Annotated in this window: 18 protein-coding genes, 2 pseudogenes and 1 riboswitch; of the genes and pseudogenes, 19 read left to right on the top strand and 1 reads right to left on the bottom strand. The window is 41.7% G+C overall.

Annotated features, from left to right (window positions below):
• Window positions 1-123 precede the first annotated feature (123 nt).
• The 7 genes and pseudogenes from AB4Z45_RS25350 to AB4Z45_RS25320 all read left to right on the top strand — a co-directional run.
• A pseudogene (locus tag AB4Z45_RS25350) lies at window positions 124-321 on the top strand (IS1182 family transposase); the annotation flags it as partial.
• 319 nt (window positions 322-640) lie between these two features.
• Window positions 641-1,252 carry a hypothetical protein gene (locus tag AB4Z45_RS25345; protein ID WP_441912374.1) on the top strand — a complete coding sequence of 204 codons (612 nt, stop codon included), beginning with the start codon at window positions 641-643 and terminating at the stop codon, window positions 1,250-1,252.
• Between the two features lie 148 nt (window positions 1,253-1,400).
• The gene (locus AB4Z45_RS25340; RefSeq protein ID WP_441912373.1) at window positions 1,401-1,823 is read left to right on the top strand and encodes a VOC family protein; all 423 of its coding nucleotides are present in this window, start codon (window positions 1,401-1,403) and stop codon (window positions 1,821-1,823) included.
• Between the two features lie 496 nt (window positions 1,824-2,319).
• A complete protein-coding gene (locus AB4Z45_RS25335; RefSeq protein ID WP_441912372.1) occupies window positions 2,320-2,514 on the top strand; it encodes a hypothetical protein in 195 nt (64 codons plus the stop codon).
• A 136-nt stretch (window positions 2,515-2,650) separates the two neighbouring features.
• Window positions 2,651-3,022, top strand: coding sequence for a hypothetical protein (locus AB4Z45_RS25330; RefSeq protein WP_441912371.1), 372 nt, complete (start codon window positions 2,651-2,653; stop codon window positions 3,020-3,022).
• A gap of 269 nt (window positions 3,023-3,291) precedes the next feature.
• Window positions 3,292-3,963 (top strand): annotated as a pseudogene (locus tag AB4Z45_RS25325) (SDR family oxidoreductase); the annotation flags it as partial.
• Window positions 3,964-4,070: 107 nt separating this feature from the next.
• Complete coding sequence (locus AB4Z45_RS25320; RefSeq protein WP_441874940.1) at window positions 4,071-4,763, top strand: M24 family metallopeptidase; 693 nt, start codon at window positions 4,071-4,073, stop codon at window positions 4,761-4,763.
• A 135-nt stretch (window positions 4,764-4,898) separates the two neighbouring features.
• On the opposite strand, the gene AB4Z45_RS25315 is transcribed toward AB4Z45_RS25320, so the two are convergent.
• Window positions 4,899-5,948, bottom strand: a complete 1,050-nt coding sequence (locus AB4Z45_RS25315; protein ID WP_441912370.1) for a Rieske 2Fe-2S domain-containing protein — start codon at window positions 5,946-5,948, stop codon at window positions 4,899-4,901.
• A 110-nt stretch (window positions 5,949-6,058) separates the two neighbouring features.
• Window positions 6,059-6,161: riboswitch (purine riboswitch) on the bottom strand.
• Between the two features lie 359 nt (window positions 6,162-6,520).
• Between AB4Z45_RS25315 and AB4Z45_RS25310 the strand changes: the two genes are divergently transcribed.
• The 12 genes from AB4Z45_RS25310 (at window position 6,521) to AB4Z45_RS25255 (ending at window position 21,677) form a co-directional block, all read left to right on the top strand.
• A complete protein-coding gene (locus AB4Z45_RS25310; protein WP_441912369.1) occupies window positions 6,521-7,276 on the top strand; it encodes an endonuclease/exonuclease/phosphatase family protein in 756 nt (251 codons plus the stop codon).
• A 350-nt stretch (window positions 7,277-7,626) separates the two neighbouring features.
• Window positions 7,627-8,355, top strand: a complete 729-nt coding sequence (locus tag AB4Z45_RS25305; RefSeq protein WP_076265566.1) for an MgtC/SapB family protein — start codon at window positions 7,627-7,629, stop codon at window positions 8,353-8,355.
• Between the two features lie 43 nt (window positions 8,356-8,398).
• On the top strand, window positions 8,399-9,109 hold the full coding sequence (locus tag AB4Z45_RS25300; protein WP_441912368.1) for a glycerophosphodiester phosphodiesterase: 711 nt from the start codon (window positions 8,399-8,401) through the stop codon (window positions 9,107-9,109).
• A gap of 376 nt (window positions 9,110-9,485) precedes the next feature.
• Window positions 9,486-10,433, top strand: coding sequence for an ABC transporter permease (locus AB4Z45_RS25295; protein WP_441875547.1), 948 nt, complete (start codon window positions 9,486-9,488; stop codon window positions 10,431-10,433).
• Window positions 10,434-10,552: 119 nt separating this feature from the next.
• A complete protein-coding gene (locus AB4Z45_RS25290) occupies window positions 10,553-12,283 on the top strand; it encodes an extracellular solute-binding protein (RefSeq protein ID WP_441912367.1) in 1,731 nt (576 codons plus the stop codon).
• Window positions 12,284-12,386: 103 nt separating this feature from the next.
• Window positions 12,387-13,295: a carbohydrate ABC transporter permease gene (locus AB4Z45_RS25285; protein WP_076265569.1), complete on the top strand. Its 909-nt coding sequence runs from the start codon at window positions 12,387-12,389 to the stop codon at window positions 13,293-13,295.
• Window positions 13,296-13,322: 27 nt separating this feature from the next.
• Entirely contained in the window at window positions 13,323-14,210 is an 888-nt protein-coding gene (locus AB4Z45_RS25280) for a phosphoesterase (protein ID WP_441912366.1), read from the top strand.
• A 25-nt stretch (window positions 14,211-14,235) separates the two neighbouring features.
• Window positions 14,236-15,132 (top strand): metallophosphoesterase family protein, encoded by an 897-nt coding sequence (locus AB4Z45_RS25275; RefSeq protein ID WP_441912365.1) that lies wholly within the window; start codon window positions 14,236-14,238, stop codon window positions 15,130-15,132.
• A 130-nt stretch (window positions 15,133-15,262) separates the two neighbouring features.
• Complete coding sequence (locus AB4Z45_RS25270; RefSeq protein ID WP_339203046.1) at window positions 15,263-16,273, top strand: LacI family DNA-binding transcriptional regulator; 1,011 nt, start codon at window positions 15,263-15,265, stop codon at window positions 16,271-16,273.
• A gap of 57 nt (window positions 16,274-16,330) precedes the next feature.
• A complete protein-coding gene (locus tag AB4Z45_RS25265) occupies window positions 16,331-17,287 on the top strand; it encodes a carbohydrate kinase family protein (RefSeq protein ID WP_441912364.1) in 957 nt (318 codons plus the stop codon).
• Between the two features lie 46 nt (window positions 17,288-17,333).
• The gene (locus tag AB4Z45_RS25260; RefSeq protein WP_441912363.1) at window positions 17,334-20,207 is read left to right on the top strand and encodes an alpha-mannosidase; all 2,874 of its coding nucleotides are present in this window, start codon (window positions 17,334-17,336) and stop codon (window positions 20,205-20,207) included.
• A gap of 12 nt (window positions 20,208-20,219) precedes the next feature.
• Window positions 20,220-21,677: a leucyl aminopeptidase family protein gene (locus AB4Z45_RS25255; protein ID WP_441912362.1), complete on the top strand. Its 1,458-nt coding sequence runs from the start codon at window positions 20,220-20,222 to the stop codon at window positions 21,675-21,677.
• The last annotated feature ends 79 nt before the right edge of the window (window positions 21,678-21,756 follow it).

Here is a 21,756-nt window from a genome sequence, read left to right as displayed (position 1 = left end):
TGTCCCAAAAGCCATAGGCTTTAGAGGCACCCTCTTCAAAGTTTTGAAATCTGTAAAAAACAAAGAAACCAACCTTTGGTAAAATGGAGGTACCACCCAACCATCTTCGAAAGGAAGGTTTCTATGTACATTCAATATACCATGGACCARCTTACCCTGACAATGGATTTAGCTGAAGATATTCCCGAAAATCACCTCGTTCGTGTCGGTAACACTGCCGTGAACCGTCTGAGTGATCGCATTTTTTCAGCCGCCTATCCAGGTGGCGGTCGAGACAGTTATCATCCCAAAATGTTAACAAAAGTCATTATCTATGCCTACATATGCGATACGATGAGGAAGAAGATACATGGACATGCGCGAAAAAATAGCCTTACAGGAATAGACCACCCTGTACGGCTATTTTTCATATTTTGCAATATTTCTGTTCAAAGCGAGCTATCCCTTCAGTGAGATTTACGCTTTTGGAACAGCCTCTTTTTCATTGAGTGCTAGTGTAGTAATTAAATTATTTTTTAGAATAAGTAGAACAATGAAAGTTTAGCTATTGGATTAGGAAATGAAATTACTAGTATATGTCACGGAATTTTGATATGTTTTCACTATGGAACTTATTCCCAATACACATGAGGGGTCGAAAATGATGAGAAATACCGTCTCAACCTGCCTGTTGGCTATAGGAATACTTATAATTGCCATTGGCATTATTTCAGGATTTGCTTTATCAACAGATGAATATGGCGATTTCCAGATCGTAATTGCATTGTACTGGTGGATTTCAGCTATTATTTCAGGATTTCTCTTTATTGGATTGGCCGAAATTGTGAATCTATTGCAAAAATTACTAGATAAAAACAGTGGCGAAACCCAGTCAATTCAGTCCGTATCATCCAGTAAGCATGAGGAAAGTGTAGTTAACGATGCCATTGCATTCTCAAACATTGGAGAAATTGAGGGAGAAGAATCTGAAACGAAAATTAAGGACTTGACGATTCTTATTGATAATGAACGGGTTAAAGGTGAATTTTGGATAACAAAATCAAACGTCAGAATAATGAAAAAATCTATGTTTCAAACGGATATGGATGCTCAGCTTGTTAAGGTAATCACTAAGAGCAATCTTTCTTCTAATTATGTAAGAAATAAAGACTACATTATTTTTAGTTTTGTTGAAGGACATAATGATCATAAGTTGGCATTTAAGACACATAACATTTACGACTATGAGCGAATAGTTAAATTACTAAAATAATAGTAAAAGTAAATGTATAATAACTACTATTATTGGTTTTGAAAAAGGGTAATAATCAGAATGATTTTGGAGAGCACTTAGGTCAAGCATTGTTATTTGAAAAAAATAGAATTAGTAAGAAATTATGAAATGTAGGGGAGTTTGGGATATGGTTCAATCTATAATACATATCGCTCTTGTTGTAAAAGATTATGACGAGGCAATTGAATTTTATACAAAGAAGTTAAATTTCACTTTAGTTGAAGACACATATCAGCCAGAGCAAGATAAACGATGGGTAGTGGTATCTCCGCCTGGTTCAGTTGGTACCACAATATTACTTGCAAGAGCATCAAAGCCTGAACAAGAGCTCTTTGTAGGTAACCAGTCCGGCGGTAGAGTTTTTTTGTTTTTAAACACAGATGATTTTTGGAGAGATTATAATGAAATGATTTCAAGAGGTGTGGAATTTGTTAGAGATCCAGTAGAACAATCGTATGGTACGGTAGCAGTATTTAAGGACTTGTATGGGAACATTTGGGATTTATTGGAGATGAAAAAAAATCATCTAATATCTAAACTAATGAAGTAGATGATATGAATTTGTTATGCTCAAAGAGAATGTTAGTAGAATAGCACAAATAGATGAGCAGGCCCAGTGATGGCCTGTTCATTTTTTTAAGCTAATAGACAGTCATGGGTAATAAGAATTGTATAATTAGTCTAATAGATTCCAATATGTGGTATTATAATTAGGGAAGTGCTTATACATACGATTATTGAATGATGAATCCGTATTATGTAAAAGTAGAGAGTTTATGCCAAAGAGTCGGATAACCTTTTAATAGATTCAAAGTTAGGGGGAAAACTAATGGCTTTTTTATTTGCTATATTGGCTTTTTTATTTATGTTGTTTTTCTTAAGTACATTCCGTGCTCTTATAAATAAAGAAAACAGTACTCAATTAACTATTATTACATCATTACTTTTTGGGGGGCTATTTTGCGTATGTCTACTAATTTGGTCTTAATAGAGTTTTTGAATTAACGGGGTTGAAGTTGATTCTACGTTTAAAGGAGAAATGAAACGTGACCAAACTAAATATGGTTTTTTTATTAAAAGCTATTGAGCAGAAAGACAAGGAATTAAAGCAAGCAGAAAAAGAGGCATTTTCCTTAGAAATCACTAATCCAAAATTCGAAGAGCTGTACAATAAACTTGAAAAAATAAGGCAGGAAGTAATGGATTTAAATTTACAGGTAAGTAATTTAAGTAATTTATGAATATGAGGAACAACGATTGCACAGATAACAAAAGGAGAAAAGTAAAGTCTTGATTATTACACGAAAAGCCGGAATCTCCTGCGATATATGTAAGTGAGGTGCGAAAGCGTTTCAGACTTTTAGGAGGTAGGTTTCCATGATTACGGACTTAAAACGTGATATAATCGCTATTATTCTAACCGTGTTCATTATTGGTGGAATCGCCTTTAAAACCTATATGCCCAACGCATTCGCAAGCAAACCCGCACCGACTTTATCACTTGAAGAGGCAAGCGAGCGCCTAGAGCGAATTATTTCGAATGACGGAACGTATATAACCCGCTTCGATAGCCACGCCCTTGAACCAGTCGTATATGAAGCGTTAGCACACACGGTAAATGATTACGGGGCTTCGAATGATATGTTATTTGTAGCAGAATTAGTGGAGAAATATAATAACGATGGGACCGTGGAAAATTTACGTGAAGCGTTAGTGATAGTAAACGATATAAAAGAGAGAAATTTATAAATAAGACCCAGCTACCTTATGCTGGGTTTTCGTTTTATTAGAGTATAGGTCACGGAATCTCACGAGAGTATTCGAACCAAGAGGCGCAGTAAAACTATTTATTCCCTATCTACAGATGTATTTAGGATTATAGTTAAAGAGTAAGACTATTACATAATTGACTACATGGAGGGCAACAACTCCATGTGACGATATGCTGAAATGGATCCAACAGCGAAAATTAACTTCATATTGGACCGGAAAACTACCTGATCTGACGTCGATACTATGAAATCAAGTCAGATTTCCCGGCTACCTCACCTCAAAATGCTACAGCCGATATTGTGGATATTGTGCAAAGAGAAGCTTTATTCGAAAAATACCCCAATATTGATATATTAGTAAATAGTATGGGCATCAATGAAATGATGAAATATGAAGACGTTGACGATGAGATTTGGGAAAAATACTTCAGTACGAAAATGCTTGCCGCAAATGGATTATCTAAATTTTATTTACCTAAAATGTTGAAAAATGATTACGGCCGCATTATCTTTATTGCGAGTGAAGAAGCAATTATGCCTTCAGGGCAAATGCCTCAGTATTGCATGACAAAATCAATGCTATTATTATTGTCCAAAAGCTTATCCAAATTAACAGTTGGAACAGAAGTTACAGTCAATACGATCCTGCCAGGACCAACTCTCTCTGAAAATGTGCATCAAATCATTGAGGGCATATACTCAAATGAAGATATGACTTTTTCAGAAAAAGAGAAAGATTTTATGACTAGAAATCTGCCTCAATCTGAAATAAAGCGATTTATCAAGCCTATTGAAATAGGTAGACTAGCTGTATTTGTATGCAGTCCTTATGCATCCGCATTTAAAGGTTCTCCAATCCGTATGGATGGGGGAATGGTACCGACTATTTTTAAATCTGTTTACGATTTGAATGATTGATTCTAATTTCATTTGGAATTGATGCAATAAAACGTTAGAATTATTTTGAAAGATATGGTAAGTTCTCTTTCTTCAGAAGGTTCATAGAATAGAGAGGAGAATGGGAAATGGATCTATCGATAAGTAAACGGCATGCCTCGCTACGAGAGGCTGAAAGCAAGGCGGAACAACTATTCAAGGCGATCGAAGATCAAGGAATTATACGTCCTGATGTGACTGAAAAGCAAATAAATCGTGAAATCTATCAATTGGCATTCGAGATGTTTGGTATCAAGAAATACTGGCATAAACGAATTGTGCGAGCTGGCAAAAATACGTTGTTTCCATATAGAGAAAACCCGCCTGACCTGATTGTTTCCAAAGATGATATTATATTTCTGGATTTCGGTCCAATTTTTGAAGATTGGGAAGCTGATTTCGGTAGAACCTTCGTGCTAGGAGATGATCCAGCAAAAATAAAACTGAAAAATGATATTGTTGAGGCCTGGGATGAAGGGAAGGCCTATTTTCAGTCTCAATCTGCGATTACAGGCAGTGAACTTTATACTTATGTTAGCCATCTCGCTTTAAAATACGGATGGGAGTTTGGAGGACCTCATGCGGGTCACCTAATTGGTGAATTCCCTCATGAAGTAATACAGGGAGAATCCGTTGAAAACTATATTCATCCCGATAATCATATTCCAATGAGAGATCCGGATTCGAATGGTAAGCCTCGCGATTGGATTTTGGAAATTCATTTTGTGGACAGGAAGCTGGAAATTGGCGGTTTTATTGAGCAATTATTAACCGTTGATTAACTGTAGGTATGGAAAATATAGTTGAAACTACAGATTAACTACAAAAGGCTGTCGAGCTAATCGGCAGCCATTGTTGTTAACTTGGTGATCTTTCTTTTCAATGATTTGTTTAGAAGTCAGCTGTAAACATATTTCTTAAGATGTGTAGGTTCTTCCAAGGCCAAGTTGTGTAAGCAACTGCCTATAGGCAATTGAAGTGCGATCAGCTGGAATATGGGCTTCGGTCATCAAATCGAGTGGTAGATCTTCTGGTGTTTGGGATTCAACCATTTCTCTATCTTCCTGAAAAACTTGCAAATTAAATTTAATCGTATCTTCAATCGGAAGATCTTTATCAAAATTCCGTGAGATTGGACAAAATAAACGAGTGTAACGTGCTGAGACTGGAGATGCGCAGTTCAAAATCATGAGCCTGCCGTCATTTGGGAAATGTACAGTTAGTGAGGCCGCGAAAGGTGCAAATACACGAAACGCGCGAAGCCACATGAATCCTTCTGGAGCGGGATTTTCCTGGCCTTTACCGTAATTGCTTACGGTGCTCCAATAGTCTACTTGAAGCTGATTCCCGTCACGCGTTACTTTGTATTGTGGAACTTCTGTGTTATTGCGGTCTCCGAACGTCTCCGTATGCACGTATGCAAAATGAGAAACATCTAAAAATCCTTCCATCTGGCGTCCTGCCGAACCGGCAATATCAAAGCTTGGAGGTAATATATTAATAAAATCCGGATCGTCCCACCCAGAGAACGGCGGAATCTGTTCGTCTACAGCGGCTAAAGATGTCCAGATCAGCCCATACCTCTCAATAACCGGATACATGATTAATTTTAGTTTGGGCGATATTTTGGAGTCAGAATGGGCTGGAACGGCAGTGCACACCCCTTCGCAGTTATATCGAAATCCATGGTAAGGACATACGATTTCATCGTTTTCAATCCAACCCTTGCTCAGAGGTGCTCCACGGTGAAAGCAGAGATCACGAGCAATCACGACTTTGCCGTGGCTGCTGCGGTAACAAACGAGCTTTACATCAAGCAGCTTCACAGCAACTGGTTTATTTGTTACTTCTTCAGCTATGGTCACAGGATACCAGAACTGAGAAAGAACGTTCCAATCATTGAGAGTAAATGTACAATCACGAGGATATTGCAATGCGGATTCAACATGCGAGTTTGACTTATTCATACACAATCGCTCCTTTAGAATGAATGATTAGGCTCAACGCAATAAAACCCCAGGCTTAAGAGGCGCGTAGTGAAATAGCTCTAATTTTCTGAAATGAAAAAATTAGAGTATCTTCACTAACGGCCTCTTGTAGCCTGGGGCAATTTACGGTTGCCTGGTCGAGACGCTCACACCAATTTATGAGCTTATACAAGAGAAGTTCATGTTAGATTACTTAACATAAACTATGTGTTTATTCTATTCCGGAAGAAGCTTTTTGTCAATTATGTTATTTAAGGAGTTATTCTAAGTAGAGCCATTCCAGTTTATGTACAGCCTAAAAAGGTCGCCAGCATATTTATTTCAATAGCTATCTTTCATTCCTAGTCCTTTAATAGCAATAAATTTACTATAATAAGTGGCTCTATATTAGTAAAAAGATAAACCAGTAAAGCGGCGTCATGAAAGCTTTATTGCGCATTGCTTTTGGGAAATGACGTTTTATTATAGATAGAATGTCACATTAACCAAGGGTTGATTATCCCGTCAACTCGCCATATGCTTATCTTACACTCATGTTAGGAGGGATCATTATGGAATTATCAATTATGTCTTTTAATCTTCGTATCCATGTCGCTGAGGATGGGGAAAATGCTTGGCCTAACCGTGTCGAAGCGGCTGCAGAAGCGATTAAAGCGTCTGGAGCTGCCGTTATATGCACGCAAGAAGGAAGCTTGCCTATGCTTGAGAGCTTGAATGCGCTGCTTCCCGAATATGAATGGATCGGGGAGGGCAGGCTCGGTGGCGAAGAGGGTGAGTTTTGCGCGATTTTCTTCCAGAAAGATAGGCTTAAGCCAGTCGAAAGCGGTACATTCGGATTGTCTGAACGTCCGGAACAGCTTGGCTTTCAAAGCTGGAACACCGCTTGTCCGCGCATTTGCACTTGGGTGAGGCTGGGGCAAATCGACGGGCAGGAATATCTGATTCTGAATACACATCTGGATCACATAAGCGAGGAAGCAAGAATAAATGGAGCTATGCTCATCTTGGATAAGATGAATATTACCAGTGGAGCATCGGCGATTCTAACAGGTGATTTCAATTGTGAACCGGAAACCAAAACGATTCAAACTCTGATCCAAGCAGGGCTGCGTCATACATACACCAATCCTAATGTACATCCGGGCCGCACTTATCATGGTTTTGAGGGCGGCGAAGAAGGTGAACCGATCGATTATATATTCGTTACGCCGAATATTCGGATCGTGTCAGCGAATGTCGACAAGGGCAAGTACGATGGCAAATACCCATCAGATCATTATCCAATTACTGCTAATCTGCAGGTATAGCACACGAACAATAAAAGAGTGGATGGACGGGAAACAGCCCAAATCCATTCTTTTTTTATATCGCTCGCTAAGAAACCATCAGTTGAAATAGAAGACTGGCATAGTTTTACGGGTGGTGTTACATTTGCTGACAGATAGAGATGTAAAAAAATTTAAGTAGTAGATTGATGATTCGTCATTAAGTTATTTTAGGGCACTTATCAAACGCTTCGGTAAGCCTGAGAAAAATCTGTTGAGAAAAAGATGGAAATCTTGTAGTGTAAATAATACCATTTATCCAGCTACCAAATAATGAGTGGTTATTCAAAACTAATATCGATACCAGCGCATAGGAGGTGAAGTGGAACACGATGGATCTCCAATATGATCCGACTGTATGGCAAATTAGTTTATTTGAGATGACGCTACGACTATTATTGGCTTTGGTACTTGGCGGTTTGATTGGTCTAGAACGTGAGCTTGGCGGACATTCCGCGGGTTTCCGGACGCACATTTTGGTTTGTCTTGGTTCGGCAGTCATTGTATTGTTATCCATGTATGGATTTTCTGATTTCGCCGCAGAACCGAATGTTCGTTTAGATCCAGCTCGGTTGGCAGCTCAAGTAATCAGTGGCGTCGGTTTTCTCGGCGCGGGTACCATTATGCGAAATGGGTTTGGTGTTTCCGGATTGACTACGGCAGCCTCATTGTGGGTATCGGCAGCAATTGGACTTTCTGCAGGTGCAGGATTTTACTACGGCGCTGTCATAGCGACCTTCTTGGTGGTGGTGAGTTTGTTTTTATTGAACAAGGTTGAGAAACTTTTCTCCCGAACGAAAAAAGTACGCGAGTTGTTAATAAAAATGGATAAAACATCAGCTGGTCTTAATCTTGTTTTGATGCACTTGAATCAAAGTGGACTGCAAATCAGCAAGCTCACGATAAACAACGACGAAGAGGAGGAGCGGCTAAGTGATCGGCATTTAACGATTCGCATTCAGTTGAAATTAAAGAAAATAAAAAACTATGAGGTATCTATCGCAGCGTTAGCTCATATGGATGGGGTAGTAAGCTTAGAAACGGAAGGCGTCTCGGCCTAATTGAAAGCGGAATCATTTTAATATTAGAAAGAGGAGACATGGCATGCATAACACGATGGTTGCAGCCCATACGGGATGTGGTGTTTATCCGGATAACACAATGGCATCATTTGAAGAAGGCATTAAATTCGGCGCAGATATCGTAGAAGTAGATGTACGCATAACCCAAGATGGTATTGCTATCCTTCTGCATGATGATTCACCTTATCTTCACTCACACACCTTCGAACAGTTAAATAATCCGGATATACGGCCGCTGCTCGATCCAATTTATAAAGATCATGAAATTGCGACGTTGGAACAAGTGCTTCAACTTTCGGCTTCGCTAGGAATCAAATTGAATTTGGATATAAAAACGGTAGATGCTATTGATCCGACGGTTAGGCTTATTCACCAGTTTGAAGCGCAAAATCGGGTTTTCATTACTGGATGTTCCGATAACATTACGATAAGATACCCGGATATTCAAGTCATGCTGAATACGCCGGACGATTTGTCTTTGGAACAAATGGAGCGATATGGCGACTTCGCGGAGGCTGTTTGCAGGGAAGCTAAGCAAGCTGGATACGCAGGGCTCAATATGAATGGCTTTACTTGTCTTCCGCCAATCGTAATTCGAGCGCACGCTTTAGGTTTGAAGGTATGGGTTTATACAGTGAACTTTCGGTCAGCAATGGAATGGTTTCTGAGGATGAAAGTTGACGCCATTACTACACGTGCCCCCATGGATCTAATCGCACTTAAAAAAGAATGAAATTAACTGTAGCCAAGTGAAAAAAAGTTTGGTATAATCCGTTCATGGTAAGCGCTTACTTAAAGAGGCGCACTTTATTTTAATCTTCATGGTATCGCTTCCAGAAAAAGCAGTTTCAGATTAAGACGCTCATAGAAACATGGAAGAAGGTGAATTTTGTTGCAGTTCTTGATACCAATGAGTGAATGAATCTTAACAAAATATTTACCTATAGATAACAAAAAATGGTTTAAGAAACAAGTTTTTGTTAATACAATCGATCTAGGATGCAAAATTATTATTTGGAGAAGAGGGTGATTGGTTAAAATTTAAGTAATTGAAAATTTATATGGTATCGCTTCCAGACAGAAATAAGAAAGAAGGTGACTTTCAACTTATGAAGCAAATGACCGTGCCCATGAAGCGAAAAAACAGTGGTATCGTTTTATGGAGAAAAATGTTGGCTCACAAATATTTATATTTCATGTTGTTGCCATGTGTTGTATTCTTCATCATTTTCAACTATATTCCGATGGCCGGCTTGTTGTTAGCCTTCAAGGAATACAAGTTCAATGAGGGCATCTTAGGAAGCCCATGGGTTGGCCTGGATTATTTCAAGCAATTTTTTAATTCTTATCAAAGCGGAGAGTTGATTAAAAACACACTCATCATAAGTTGTATGAAATTGTTTCTATACTTGCCGTTTCCGATTATTCTTGCACTTATGTTTAATGAAGTTCGCTCAAAATGGTTCAAAAATGTTTCTCAGAGCTTACTATATTTGCCGCATTTCCTCTCGTGGGTTGTCGTCATCGGTTTAGTTCAACGTATACTTGCTCCTGATACTGGCTTGTTGAATCAGGTAATCACGAATATGGGCGGCGACGGAAGTACATTCTTTATGATGGATTCGGATTACTTCTACCAGATTATGTTCGGAAGCCATGTATGGAAGTCTATTGGTTGGGATTCGATCATCTATGTCGCAGCGATCTCAGGAATTAATCCTGAAATGTACGAAGCAGCTAAAATTGATGGGGCAAGCAAATTCCGAGAGGTTTGGAATATTACGCTGCCGTCCATCACACCGACAATTGTTATCCTCTTTATATTGTCTCTGGGCAGTATATTATCCGCCGGGTTCGACCAGATTTATTTACTCAAAACACCGGGTAATGCACCGCTTTCTGATATTTTGGACACTTACATTATCCGAGTTGGCTTGCAAGGCGGTCAGTACGGATACGCGACAGCCGTGGGCATGCTGCAAGGATTAATTGGATTGATCTTGGTTGTATTCGCGAACCGAGTTTCCCGAAAGGTTTCTGAAACATCCTTATGGTAGCTTAATTCTGATAACGTTACCATAGTTGCTATGCGAAAAGTTTTGCATGACCATCCACTTGGTGGGAGACGTCTTCTGGCGTGTTTCATAAAATCATTTTAGAAAAGGGGAACAATCGCATGAGTAAGAAATGGGCAAAATATTTTGCAATACCTTTGGTGACAGCGATGCTGATCGCCGGCTGCTCGAATGGCAACAAAAGCAATAATGAAACACCTGCTCCTGGCGGGACAGATGGGGTTTCACCTACAACGGAAGGGAAACCGGCTACATGGATTGCTGATCGTAAAATCAAAGGTCTTGTATTCATGGGAACCGACGATTACACAGAAGATATGAACCCGGAAATTAAAGCAAAGATAAAGGAGCAAACGGGGATCGACTTTGAAATTGAAATCATGAAAGCCGAAAAATCCATCGATGGCTTGATTGCAGGCATCGCTGCAAACGACTTGCCGGATTTCGTTGCTTTCTACCTCAATAACAGTGGCAGACCGGAAATGCCTGTTGTTTTGAAAGCGGCGCGCGAAGGTATGTTTACTGATTTGACTCCGCTTATGAAAGATACGAAAGTGTACAGCAAATATTTGCAAGATGACTATTTGCCGCTTGATACGAAATACGGCGTTATGTTCCGTCCTGAGTTTAACGGCTCTTCTTACTTCGTTCATATGAATATCAATCGACAAGGCGGTTATCTATCTAACAAATACGTAGGCGGCGCTTATATCCGTAAAGATATTGCTGACTCACTAGGAATCGATCCGCGCACAATCAAGACGTCGGATGAAGTGTATGAGCTAGCTAAGAAAATTAAAGCGGGTAACTTCAAAGACAACAATGGCAGTCCAGTGATTCCAATCGGTCCATCTTTTTGGGGTGGTAAAGATGTTTCAGCTGCTTTCAAGGATCTTCAGTGGGGCGAAGACGACCAACGCATCAAAAAATCGAAAGACGGTCAAATCCTTCATGAAGCAGAAACCGAATATCCTATGAAAAAAGTAGAGTATTTCCAAAAGCTGCTTAAAGAAAAGCTTATTCATCCCGAGTACTTTACGATTGACGAAAGCCGCGCAACAGAGGGCGCTTTGAATGGGTCATGGGCGATTATCGGTGATGCCCACAACTATCAAGAGTTCAACCAAGATATGCATTACCTCCCGCTCGGACCAATTAACAACGTAGACGGCCCTTACCAAATGCAAGTTAGCTTTAAGTCCGGTTACAGCGCTTGGGCGATCCCGACTACAACGAAAAACCCGCAAGATATCGTTAAATTCGCGGACTACTTAGCTAGTAAGGAAGGAAAACTTATTTGGAAGTACGGCTTGGAAGGCCGCGATTACACGATTGGTTCAGACGGATTTCCACTTGTGAAGCAAGAAGTGTTGGATTTGAAAGCAACAGATCCGAACGAAGCGAAAAAGCTCGGCTTTCAAGGCGTCGGCAACTCATGGGGCGATATTCTAGGCAGTACCGACACCGACAACATGGCTGATTTCGGGGAAATGCAATATGGCGACAAATTGAAAAAAGAAGATAATAACGGGGCTCTAAAACTAATCGAATATTGGAACTTTGAGGAAAAGTACAAAAATGCGAAGATCGTTGACAGCTACGTACCTACCGCGTTCCTCGGTGAATTTGACAGATCTTCAGAACTTAAAGCGGCTTTGGACGCTTACAATGAAACTTTGATCCGCGCTTATTACGGAAAGAGTCTTGATGAAGCTAAGAAAATGTTGGAAAGCAACTTGAAACAATTGAAATCAGCAGGATTGGACGATTATTTGAAGCTTCTCGCAGAAAAAGATGCCGATCCAAAAACGGACGTAAACCTGAATGATTAGAGACTAGGTTCTACATTTAGAAGCAGAAAATTAGTGGAAGAGGCAAGGCGATTTTATCCGCAGCTGGGTAAAAACGCCTTTCCTTCAACGGAGGAGGGAGAAAGTGGGAAACGAATTTTATAAGCTCAGCACGGGTGAAAGAATTTTCAGAGTCATTAACTACTTGCTTCTAATCGCGCTGTGTTTATCGATCATTCTACCTTTTTTTAATATTTTTGCACTTGCTTTTAATCCCGGTAAAGACGCGGAAAGAGGCGGCATTTACTTCTGGCCGAGGATTTGGTCCTTGGAAAACTTCCAAAAAGCGTTTGAAACGTCCAATATTACAACTGCTTTTGGGATTTCAGTCTTCCGAACGGTCGTAGGAACGATCTCAAGTGTTTTTCTGACTGCAGCAGCAGCTTATGCATTAAAGAGCAAAACGTTGCCTGGCGGGAAATACATCATGATGATCATTTTCTTCACCATGTTGTTTGGAGGGGGAATCATTCCCTATTACATGCTGCTTAAGTCTATTCATTTAACGAATAATATTTGGGTTTACGTCATTCCAAGCTTATATAGCGTGTGGAACATCATCATTATGCGAACATTTTTTCAACAAATTCATCCGAGTTTGGAAGAATCGGCGCGAATTGATGGGTATAACGACTTTTCGATCTTCTTGCGCGTCATTATGCCGCTCAGTCGGCCGGTTATAGCGGTTATTGGGTTGTTTAACGCCGTTGGCCATTGGAACGATTGGTTCACTGGTGCATTCTATATTCGAAAATCGTCTTTGCGCCCGCTGTCCACGCTTCTACAAGAAATGTTGATGAGTGCGGAAGCGATGCGGGATACGCTCAATCAGGCTGCCGGACTTAGATACGATTTGATCGAAAAAATGCAGGTTACAGGAAACTCGCTTAAAATGGCAACGATCATTATCGTCGTCACGCCGATTATACTTATCTATCCATTTGTGCAGCGCTATTTTACCAAGGGCATTATGATCGGATCAATCAAAGAGTAAATCAGCCTAGGAGAGGATGGGAACAAAATGAAAATAGTGAATCCATACGTAGAGTCGGGAACTTGGTTTAAAGGAAGCTTTCATAACCACACGACGAACAGCGATGGTTGGTTTTCGCTCGAAACGGTTTACAAAATGTACGGTGGATACGATTTTCTTGGTATTTCCGACCACGATAAAATTACGAAGCACGAAGGCAAAAGAGAGATACCGACTGTTTTCGAAGCCATAGAAGTAAGCAGTCGGCAAACACATATGCTGCTCGTGAAACCACCGCAAATGATTATGGAAAACTACAGCAATGCATTTACGATTGAGAACTATCAACGCTTTGTGGATCTAACAACGACGAACGATGGATTTGCAGTGCTTGTGCATCCGAATCGGTATTTCTCGAATTTTTGGGAACTAGAAGATATGTTTAAGATGGAACGTTATCTTGGGGTTGAAGTTTATAACGGGGACGGCAATCCAGAGTATGATATCGCGTTTGACAAGTGGGATGCTCTTCTATCCGCTGGTCGTAAAGTGTGGGGTTTCGGAAATGACGATTCGCATGTATATGGACAAGAAAAGCGCGCTTGGAACATGGTCAGAGCTAAGGCAAATACAAACGATGCTATCATTGATGCGATCAAAGAAGGCAACTTTTATGTATCAACGGGGTATGGGTTTGATGCGATCAGAGTAGAAGGCAACAAGGTTGTTGTTGATCTTCGCTCAAATGATTTACTTGATAAAATGTACAAATACGTCACGTTTTTCGGTAAAGACGGACAGGTGCTTAAAGAAACAACGGGACGAATCAAGCAAGCTGAATATGAGTGTAATGGAGACGAAAAATACGTCCGAATAGCCGTTTATTTGGAAGGCGGGTATTCCGCTTTTTCTCAGCCATTATTTATTGAAGATTAAGAAGGTTTTAGGTCGAGGAGGAGTTATGGTGGAGCACAACAAGTTAAGATTCCGATCAGACGGGACATTTACGATCATACAATTTACCGATATGCATATCAAGAATGGAATTGAACCTGAAAAGGATGTTCAAACGTTAGCTGTTATTCAGCAGCTGATTGCGTCGCAGAAGCCCGATTTGATCGTCCTTACTGGCGATGTTATATCCAGCTATGATACAGAGGATCAAGAAGCAGCATTTCGCCGTGCGATTGCGGATGTTGTCCAGTCTGGCATTCCGTTCGCTGTCATTTATGGCAATCACGACTCAGAGAAAGGTATTACGCGTCAACGATTGAATGAAGTTTTAAAGGAATATGGCAATAACTTATCTGAGGATGGTCCTAAGGACATCCATGGAGTTGGGAATTATGCACTTACTGTTGCGGGTTCTGCGAGTGAAGAAGATGCGGCTGTCCTGTACTTTTTTGATTCCGGAGATTCAGCACCAGAATCCGTTGGTGGATATGAATGGATACATCCAGATCAGGTTCACTGGTACTGCAGCGAATCGAATAAGCTTGCTCAGAAGAATGGCAGCGCATTGCCAGGACTCGCTTTTTTTCATATTCCAATACCAGAATATGAGCAAGTCTGGCAGGAAGGTAAATGTATAGGCAATAAAGGCGAGGAGGTCTGCTGTCCGAAATTGAACAGCGGTTTATTCACGGCAATGCTGGAGCAGGGTGATGTCATGGGGACTTTTGCCGGACATGATCATGATAATGATTACGTAGGAGAGCTTCATGGCATCCGATTGTGTTATGGACGTGCCACGGGCTTCAACACATACGGAGAGCTTGATCGTGGAGCAAGAATCATTACGATATTCGAAGGAAAACGGGAGTTCGATACACGGATAGAAATAGCGAAATTGAACTAAGCTGATGAGGATTAGTCTCGCGGCTGAATGATATTAAAGAATAAATGATGAGAAAGTTTGTCGTAGTCGAAGTATATCTTATATAATTCTAATATAGGTACGAAATATACTTCCACGAAGGGTGAATAATGTGCAACCAAAAATCAAAGATGTGGCCCGGGTAGCAGGAGTTTCGGTTACGACTGTGTCCAGAGTGCTAAATGGCGAGAGGTATGTGAAAGACGATCTCAAGGAAAAGGTGAATCAAGCCATCGATCAATTGGGATACGCTCCTAGCCATATCGCCCGAAGCTTGGTACGCAACAAAACGAATCTCATAGGGGTAATCGTGCCAGACCTTACCTCAAGCTTCTATTCGACAATTTTAAGCAGCATCGAAGAAGCGGCTAGCACTAATGATTATAACCTTTTGGTATGCAATATCATCGAGGATATAGATAAAGAATTAAAGTATATCAATGTGTTTCAGGAAATGCGGGTAGAAGGCATCATTATTATGCATGAGAAAATTAATGAGGAAATCCGTGCTTTGATTCATAAGATGAACATTCCCGTTATTTTTTCAAGCGTTAAACCGATGGACCAGGAATTTGCTTCTGTAATTATTGATGACTATAAAGCTGCTTACGACGCGACAAAATATTTGATTGAGCTTGGCCATGAGGAAATTGGGTTTATCGGCGGGGACATGCGCGATATTACATCGGGACAAAACCGATATAGCGGATATCGAAATGCATTATCAGATCATTCCATTAAAATCATATATGAAAATATCCGGTTCGGTGATTATAAAGTGAAAAGCGGATACGAGCAAATGAAGGATATTCTTCGCAATAAACAAACGCCTACGGCTGTATTTGCCGTAAGTGATGATATGGCTGTTGGAGCGATGAACTGCATTTGGGATCATAACCTTCGAGTTCCAGAGGATATTTCCATTATGGGCTTTGACGGAAGTCAACTGACCGAGCTTGCCCGTCCGAGATTAACCTCAATGGAGCAGCCTATTCAAGACATGGGCAAAGTGACGATGGCAGCGCTGTTGAAACAGATTACGAATAAGGAAACGTCAACCGAGGATATCATCTTGGAGCATAAACTAGTTGTCCGTGAAAGCTGTATAAGAAGAGATTCATAAGGATTAGAGAGCATAGCACATCAGTGCATATCGGAAATAGATGGAGATGAGGCACCATTGAAAAATTACGATGTCATCGTGATTGGAGACGCGAATATTGATTTAGTTGTTGAGGGCTGCAACGAGCTGCCAGCACCCGGACAAGAGGTATTTGTTCAAAATATGACCATCCACGTCGGCGGAGGGGCAGCTTTGTTTAGTTTGGCGACAGCCAAGCTAGGTTTGAAGGTTGCCTTTAACGGGGTTCTAGGTGACGACGGATTTGGTCAGCTTATAAAAGATCAATTTTCTCGGTATGGAATCGATACCAGATATATTAAAAAGAGCAGCAGCAATACAGGCATTTCCATTGCAATTAATCCGGAAAATGATCGTTCTTTTATTACGTTTGCAGGGTCAAACGCCGAGCTTAGCTTGCAGCAGCTTGACATGAATAGTGTTTTATTAGGACGCCATGTTCATTTGACTTGTTATAAGGGAAGCCGCAATCATGCTGAATTTTTGGAAACCGTAAAAAAACTTAAAGCACTAGGCGTAACGACCTCTATTGATATGGGGTGGGATGACACTGGGGAATGGTATCCTGGCATTTTTGAATTAATGAAGGATATCGACGTTTTCTTCATGAACGAAACCGAAGCTATACACTATACCGGTTGTACAACGGTAGAAGAAAGTCTTGAAGTTCTTTCTAAACACAGCAGCCATATCGTGCTCAAATTGGGTTCGAAGGGTGCGGTGACATCGGTAGGCGGGCAGCAGTCCTATCGTTCGAGCTTCTCTGTCCGAGTCGTCGACACGACTGGAGCGGGTGATTCTTTTAATGCCGGTTATATTTATGGATATTTGGCAGGGAAAAATTCAGAGGAATGTTTGATATATGGAAATGCTTGCGGCGCACTGTCTGTAAGTGAATATGGTGGAAATACAGGGACGACAAACATAGAACTGCTAGAGAAATTTATCGCAGATCGAATTGGAGAAACAATAGAAACGCTGGAAACCACACTATGAATCTAATGATTCATAGTGTACGAGACTATAAGCGTGTTTTAGGAGAGTGGACATCATACAAGTCGAGAATCTGAACGCAAATCTCGTAAAGCTGAAAACTCGTGTGCCTGGAGGGCAATGGGGCAAACGCATCGTTGCGGAATTGGAATATGCTAATCGGGTTTCAAAGGTGATGGGAGGTCAGTATGACGATTTGATCGATCCCGTTGTTATCGATCTGCTGAATACATTAGATCAAGAAGGCATCATCGGGGAGCAAACGGTTCGCAGTGCAGAGCAGCGGTTGTCTGAAATGGCAGCAGCAGCGAAGTCGTACCATTTGATTTGTGCTGCTCATGCCCACTTGGATATGAATTTTCTTTGGGGCTGGGATGAGACGGTATCTGCGACTCTTAATACGTTCCGGACTATGCTGGATCTGCTGCAGGAGTATCCTGATTTTTGCTTTTCCCATTCTCAAGCAGCTGCCTATCATATTGTTGAATCCTATGATCCTGAAATGCTAGAAGAAATCAAACTTCGTGTACAAGAAGGACGATGGGAAGTAACGGCATCAACTTGGGTTGAAGCGGATAAGAACATGCCAAACGGTGAAAGTATGACTCGGCAGTTCTTATATGCCAAAAACTATCTTACACAGTTGTTCGGATTGCAATTGGATGATTTGCAAATCGATTTTGAGCCGGACACTTTCGGTCATGCGCTTAATGTGCCGGAAACATTGCATCACGCGGGCATCAAATATTATTACTATTGCCGCGGTCATAACAATGAGGGACATCACCTCTATCGCTGGATGGCGCCCTCAGGGAGATCGGTAATCGCATATAAAGAGCCGCATTGGTACGATTCCCGCATTGAGGGTGAAATGGTGCTTACGGTGCCGGAGTTTTGTCAGAAAACAGGCTTGAATACGATGATGAAAGTATATGGGGTAGGTGATCATGGCGGCGGTCCGACGCGGCGTGACATAGAGCGCATACTTGATATGAAGGAATGGCCGATTTTTCCAACCATTCGCTTCGGAAAGTATGCAGAATACTTCGCGTTAACAGAGCAAATAGCCGATAAACTTCCGATTGTCCAAAACGAGCTGAACTTTATTTTTACAGGGTGTTACAGCTCGGAAGCACGTTTGAAACAAGCGAACCGAGTTTCGGAAAACCTGTTGTATGAAGCGGAAGCATTGTCTAGTGTGTCCGCGTTATGGACTTCGTCCAAGTATTATGGCAAGCAATTAAAAGAAGCTTGGAGAAAAACTTTATTTAATCAATTTCATGATATTTTGCCGGGTACAGGCATTCCAGAAACGCGTGATCATGCACTTGGAGCGTTCCAAGAAATATCCGCCATGGCTAATAGCAAACGAAGCGCTGCTATGCGTAGTCTTGCAGCTCGCATCGATACCTCACGTTTTCTTGTTGAGGGCGAAGACCTGAAAGAAAGCTTTTCCGAAGGAGCAGGCGCTGGAGTTGGTGTCAGCATAAAGCATCAATTTCGAACGGGCGAAAGTGACCGCGGACGCGGGAAAACACGGATATTTAATGTGTTCAACAGTGCTACTACCGCACGTAAAGAATTAGCCGAGATTACGATTTGGGATTGGGATGGAAATATCCAAAGCATCGGTTTCGAAGACGACGAGGGAAATCAACTTGATTTTCAATTTGTGGATCGTGGATTTGCCGAGCATTGGGGGCACTTTTTCTTGTGTATATTACTGCCCGTAAATGTCCCAGCATTAGGATACAGCACCTATATCATGACGGAAAAAGCGGGGGATATGGCAGCCCTAACGGCAAATGATTTCTATCTTACGGGTCAAAACCTTCCGCCTGTGGAACTGTATACGTTTGTGCTCGAGAACGAGCTGTTAAAGGCAGTCCTAGATGTGCGAAAGCTTACGATTATTTCATTAATCAATAAAGAGAATGGACAGCAGCTCATCGATAGCAGCCGACCCGCAGGCGTATTCCGATTCATCGAGGAGGATACTTTTCAAGGAGGTGGCAATGCATGGCTGGTAGGCCGATACCGCAAAATTGAAGAGCTCACTGAAGGCATCAAAATCGAAAGCAGTGAATTAGGCAGCAAGCTGCTGAGGCAATCCATTACGTTCAGCGTTCCGTTTCGAAGATCGAAATTGCAAGTTACGGTATCTCTGGACCAGGGCAGCAGCAGGCTTGATTACAATGTGGAATGTGATTGGCATGAGTACGGCAATGAAAAGGAATTTACACCGCAGTTACAGTTTTATGCGCCTTTTGGTTATGAAAGCGATTCCTATCGATACAATATGGCTTTCGGTACGATTGAACGTCCTTCCCTCGACTTAGACGTACCTGCGAACAGTTGGGCACTTGGTGTTCCTTCGAACCATGAGAAGGGTAGAGCAATTATGCTTCTATCGGATTGTAAATATGGATTCCGAGGTACGGATAGAGCACTTTCCGTCACACTGCTGCGGGGCTCTTATGGTCCGGATGCTTATCCGAATACAGGGGTTCATCGCATTCGTTTAAGTATTTTTGTAGTTGATGCTTCTAAAAACCAGCAATTGATTGAACAATCCTCCCATTATCATCTTCCACTCCAATACATCTCAGCGGCTGCGAGTAATGGAGATTGGCCGACAACACAAAGCTTCTTGCAATTAATTGAAGGAACGATTGCAATCTCTGCGATCAAGATGCCTGAGGACAATCAAGCTGTTAATCGATGGATTATTCGCGTGTATGAAACCGAAGGAAACACATCCTCGGTAAAGCTGGAGTTATGCCGGAAAGTGAGCAAAGCTTATTTTGTCGATACGTTAGAATGTCCTCTAGTTGAGGGGGAAGTATTCATGAATGAATCACAAATAGGCTTTGAGGTTATGGCTTTTGGCGTCGCGAGCCTATGTATTGAATTTGAACAATAGGAGGGTTGTCCGGTGAGTATCGATCAGCAAGCAGAAAAGACTACACAAACCTTAATTTATCCGGTTTATGAACAAAATGTAGAACGGATTTTGGATCTGCCTCGAGTCCGGCATTTGTTCGATGTGTCTGTATTGAGACCACATATGGGCGCCAAAGATGCAATAACGTGGTTCTATGGTCGTCTAGGACAACCGGATGTTGTTATCGTAGGTATGGGTGATGCCACGCTAATTCACCCTGTTCGGATTAGGGAAGCAGCCGGCAACACGGGAAGAGCAGCAGCCAATGAGAAATGTGGTCGTGTGCATGTTTCTTTTCAAGCGCTGTGGGATGCCAATACAGCATTGGGTCAAGAAGCAGAAGCTGTCACGGCATGGGTGGAAGGTTGGAAACTGGGTACGTATTCCTTCGATAAATATAAGACGAAGTCAGATAAGCAGGAAACCCCGATCCTTTCTTTCGATGGACAGCCCGATATGCAGATCCAAGAGGCTATTCGCCAAGGGGAAATTCATGCTGAAGGTACGATCTGGGCGCGCGATCTTGCGAATGAACCAGCCAACTATTTGCGTCCGTTAGTACTAACGGACAAAGTGATGGAGCGTTTTGCCGGAACGGGTGTGGAGATTAATGTCTACACTGGCGAGGAGCTCGAGGGGCAAGGTTTTGCCGGCGTAATAGCGGTTGGTAAAGGAAGCGCATATGCGCCTGCATTTATCGAACTTCGCTATTGTACGGATGAATCAAAGCCGCTTACAGCTCTAATTGGCAAAGGAATTACGTTCGACACCGGGGGAATCAGCCTTAAAAAAGATTACGATATTAGTAGTATGAGGATGGATATGGCCGGTGCGGCAGGTGTGCTTGGAGCGCTGGATATCGTCGTTAAGAGCGGTGCGTCCGCCAACATAGCGGTGTTGGTGCCGACTGCAGAGAATGTTATATCAGGGAACAGCTTACTACCGAGTGATGTAATCCGATATGCGAATGGCCTAACCGTTCAAGTAGGCAATACCGATTCGGAAGGCCGACTCATACTCGCTGATGCGTTGATCCATGCTCATCGAATAGGGGCAGTGGAAGCGATCGATATGGCGACGTTAACTTACGCTGTCGTCGGCGCACTTGGAACGAAGATTGCAGGTATACTCGGCGACGATGAGTTGGTGGGGTTGTGTAAACATGCAGGTGAGCCGTTTGGCGAGAAAGTATGGCAGCTGCCATTAGTAGATGAATACGAATCGTATTTGGATAGCACATATGCAGATGTCTGCAACATTAGCAGCGGTGATGGCGGAGGAGCGATTTCAGCGGCACTGTTCTTACGCAAGTTTGTCCATCCTTCATTGAAATGGGCACATATCGACATGAATGGTCCAAAAGATTCATCCTCCGCGAGTGGCCAGCAGGCTATTGGTGCGACCGGTTTCGGCGCGAGAATGTTGGCTTCGTTTGTGATGTCGAGATAAAAAGGAGGGTATTCCTCCTCTTTATTTATATTTTGTAAACGCAAACAAATACATATATAACATTAAACAACAGGTGGGT

The organism is Paenibacillus sp. MCAF9 (assembly GCF_052114265.1).
GTDB lineage: Bacteria > Bacillota > Bacilli > Paenibacillales > Paenibacillaceae > Pristimantibacillus.
Note: the sequence above shows the minus strand (reverse complement) of the source record. Positions and strands in the feature narration are given on the sequence as shown.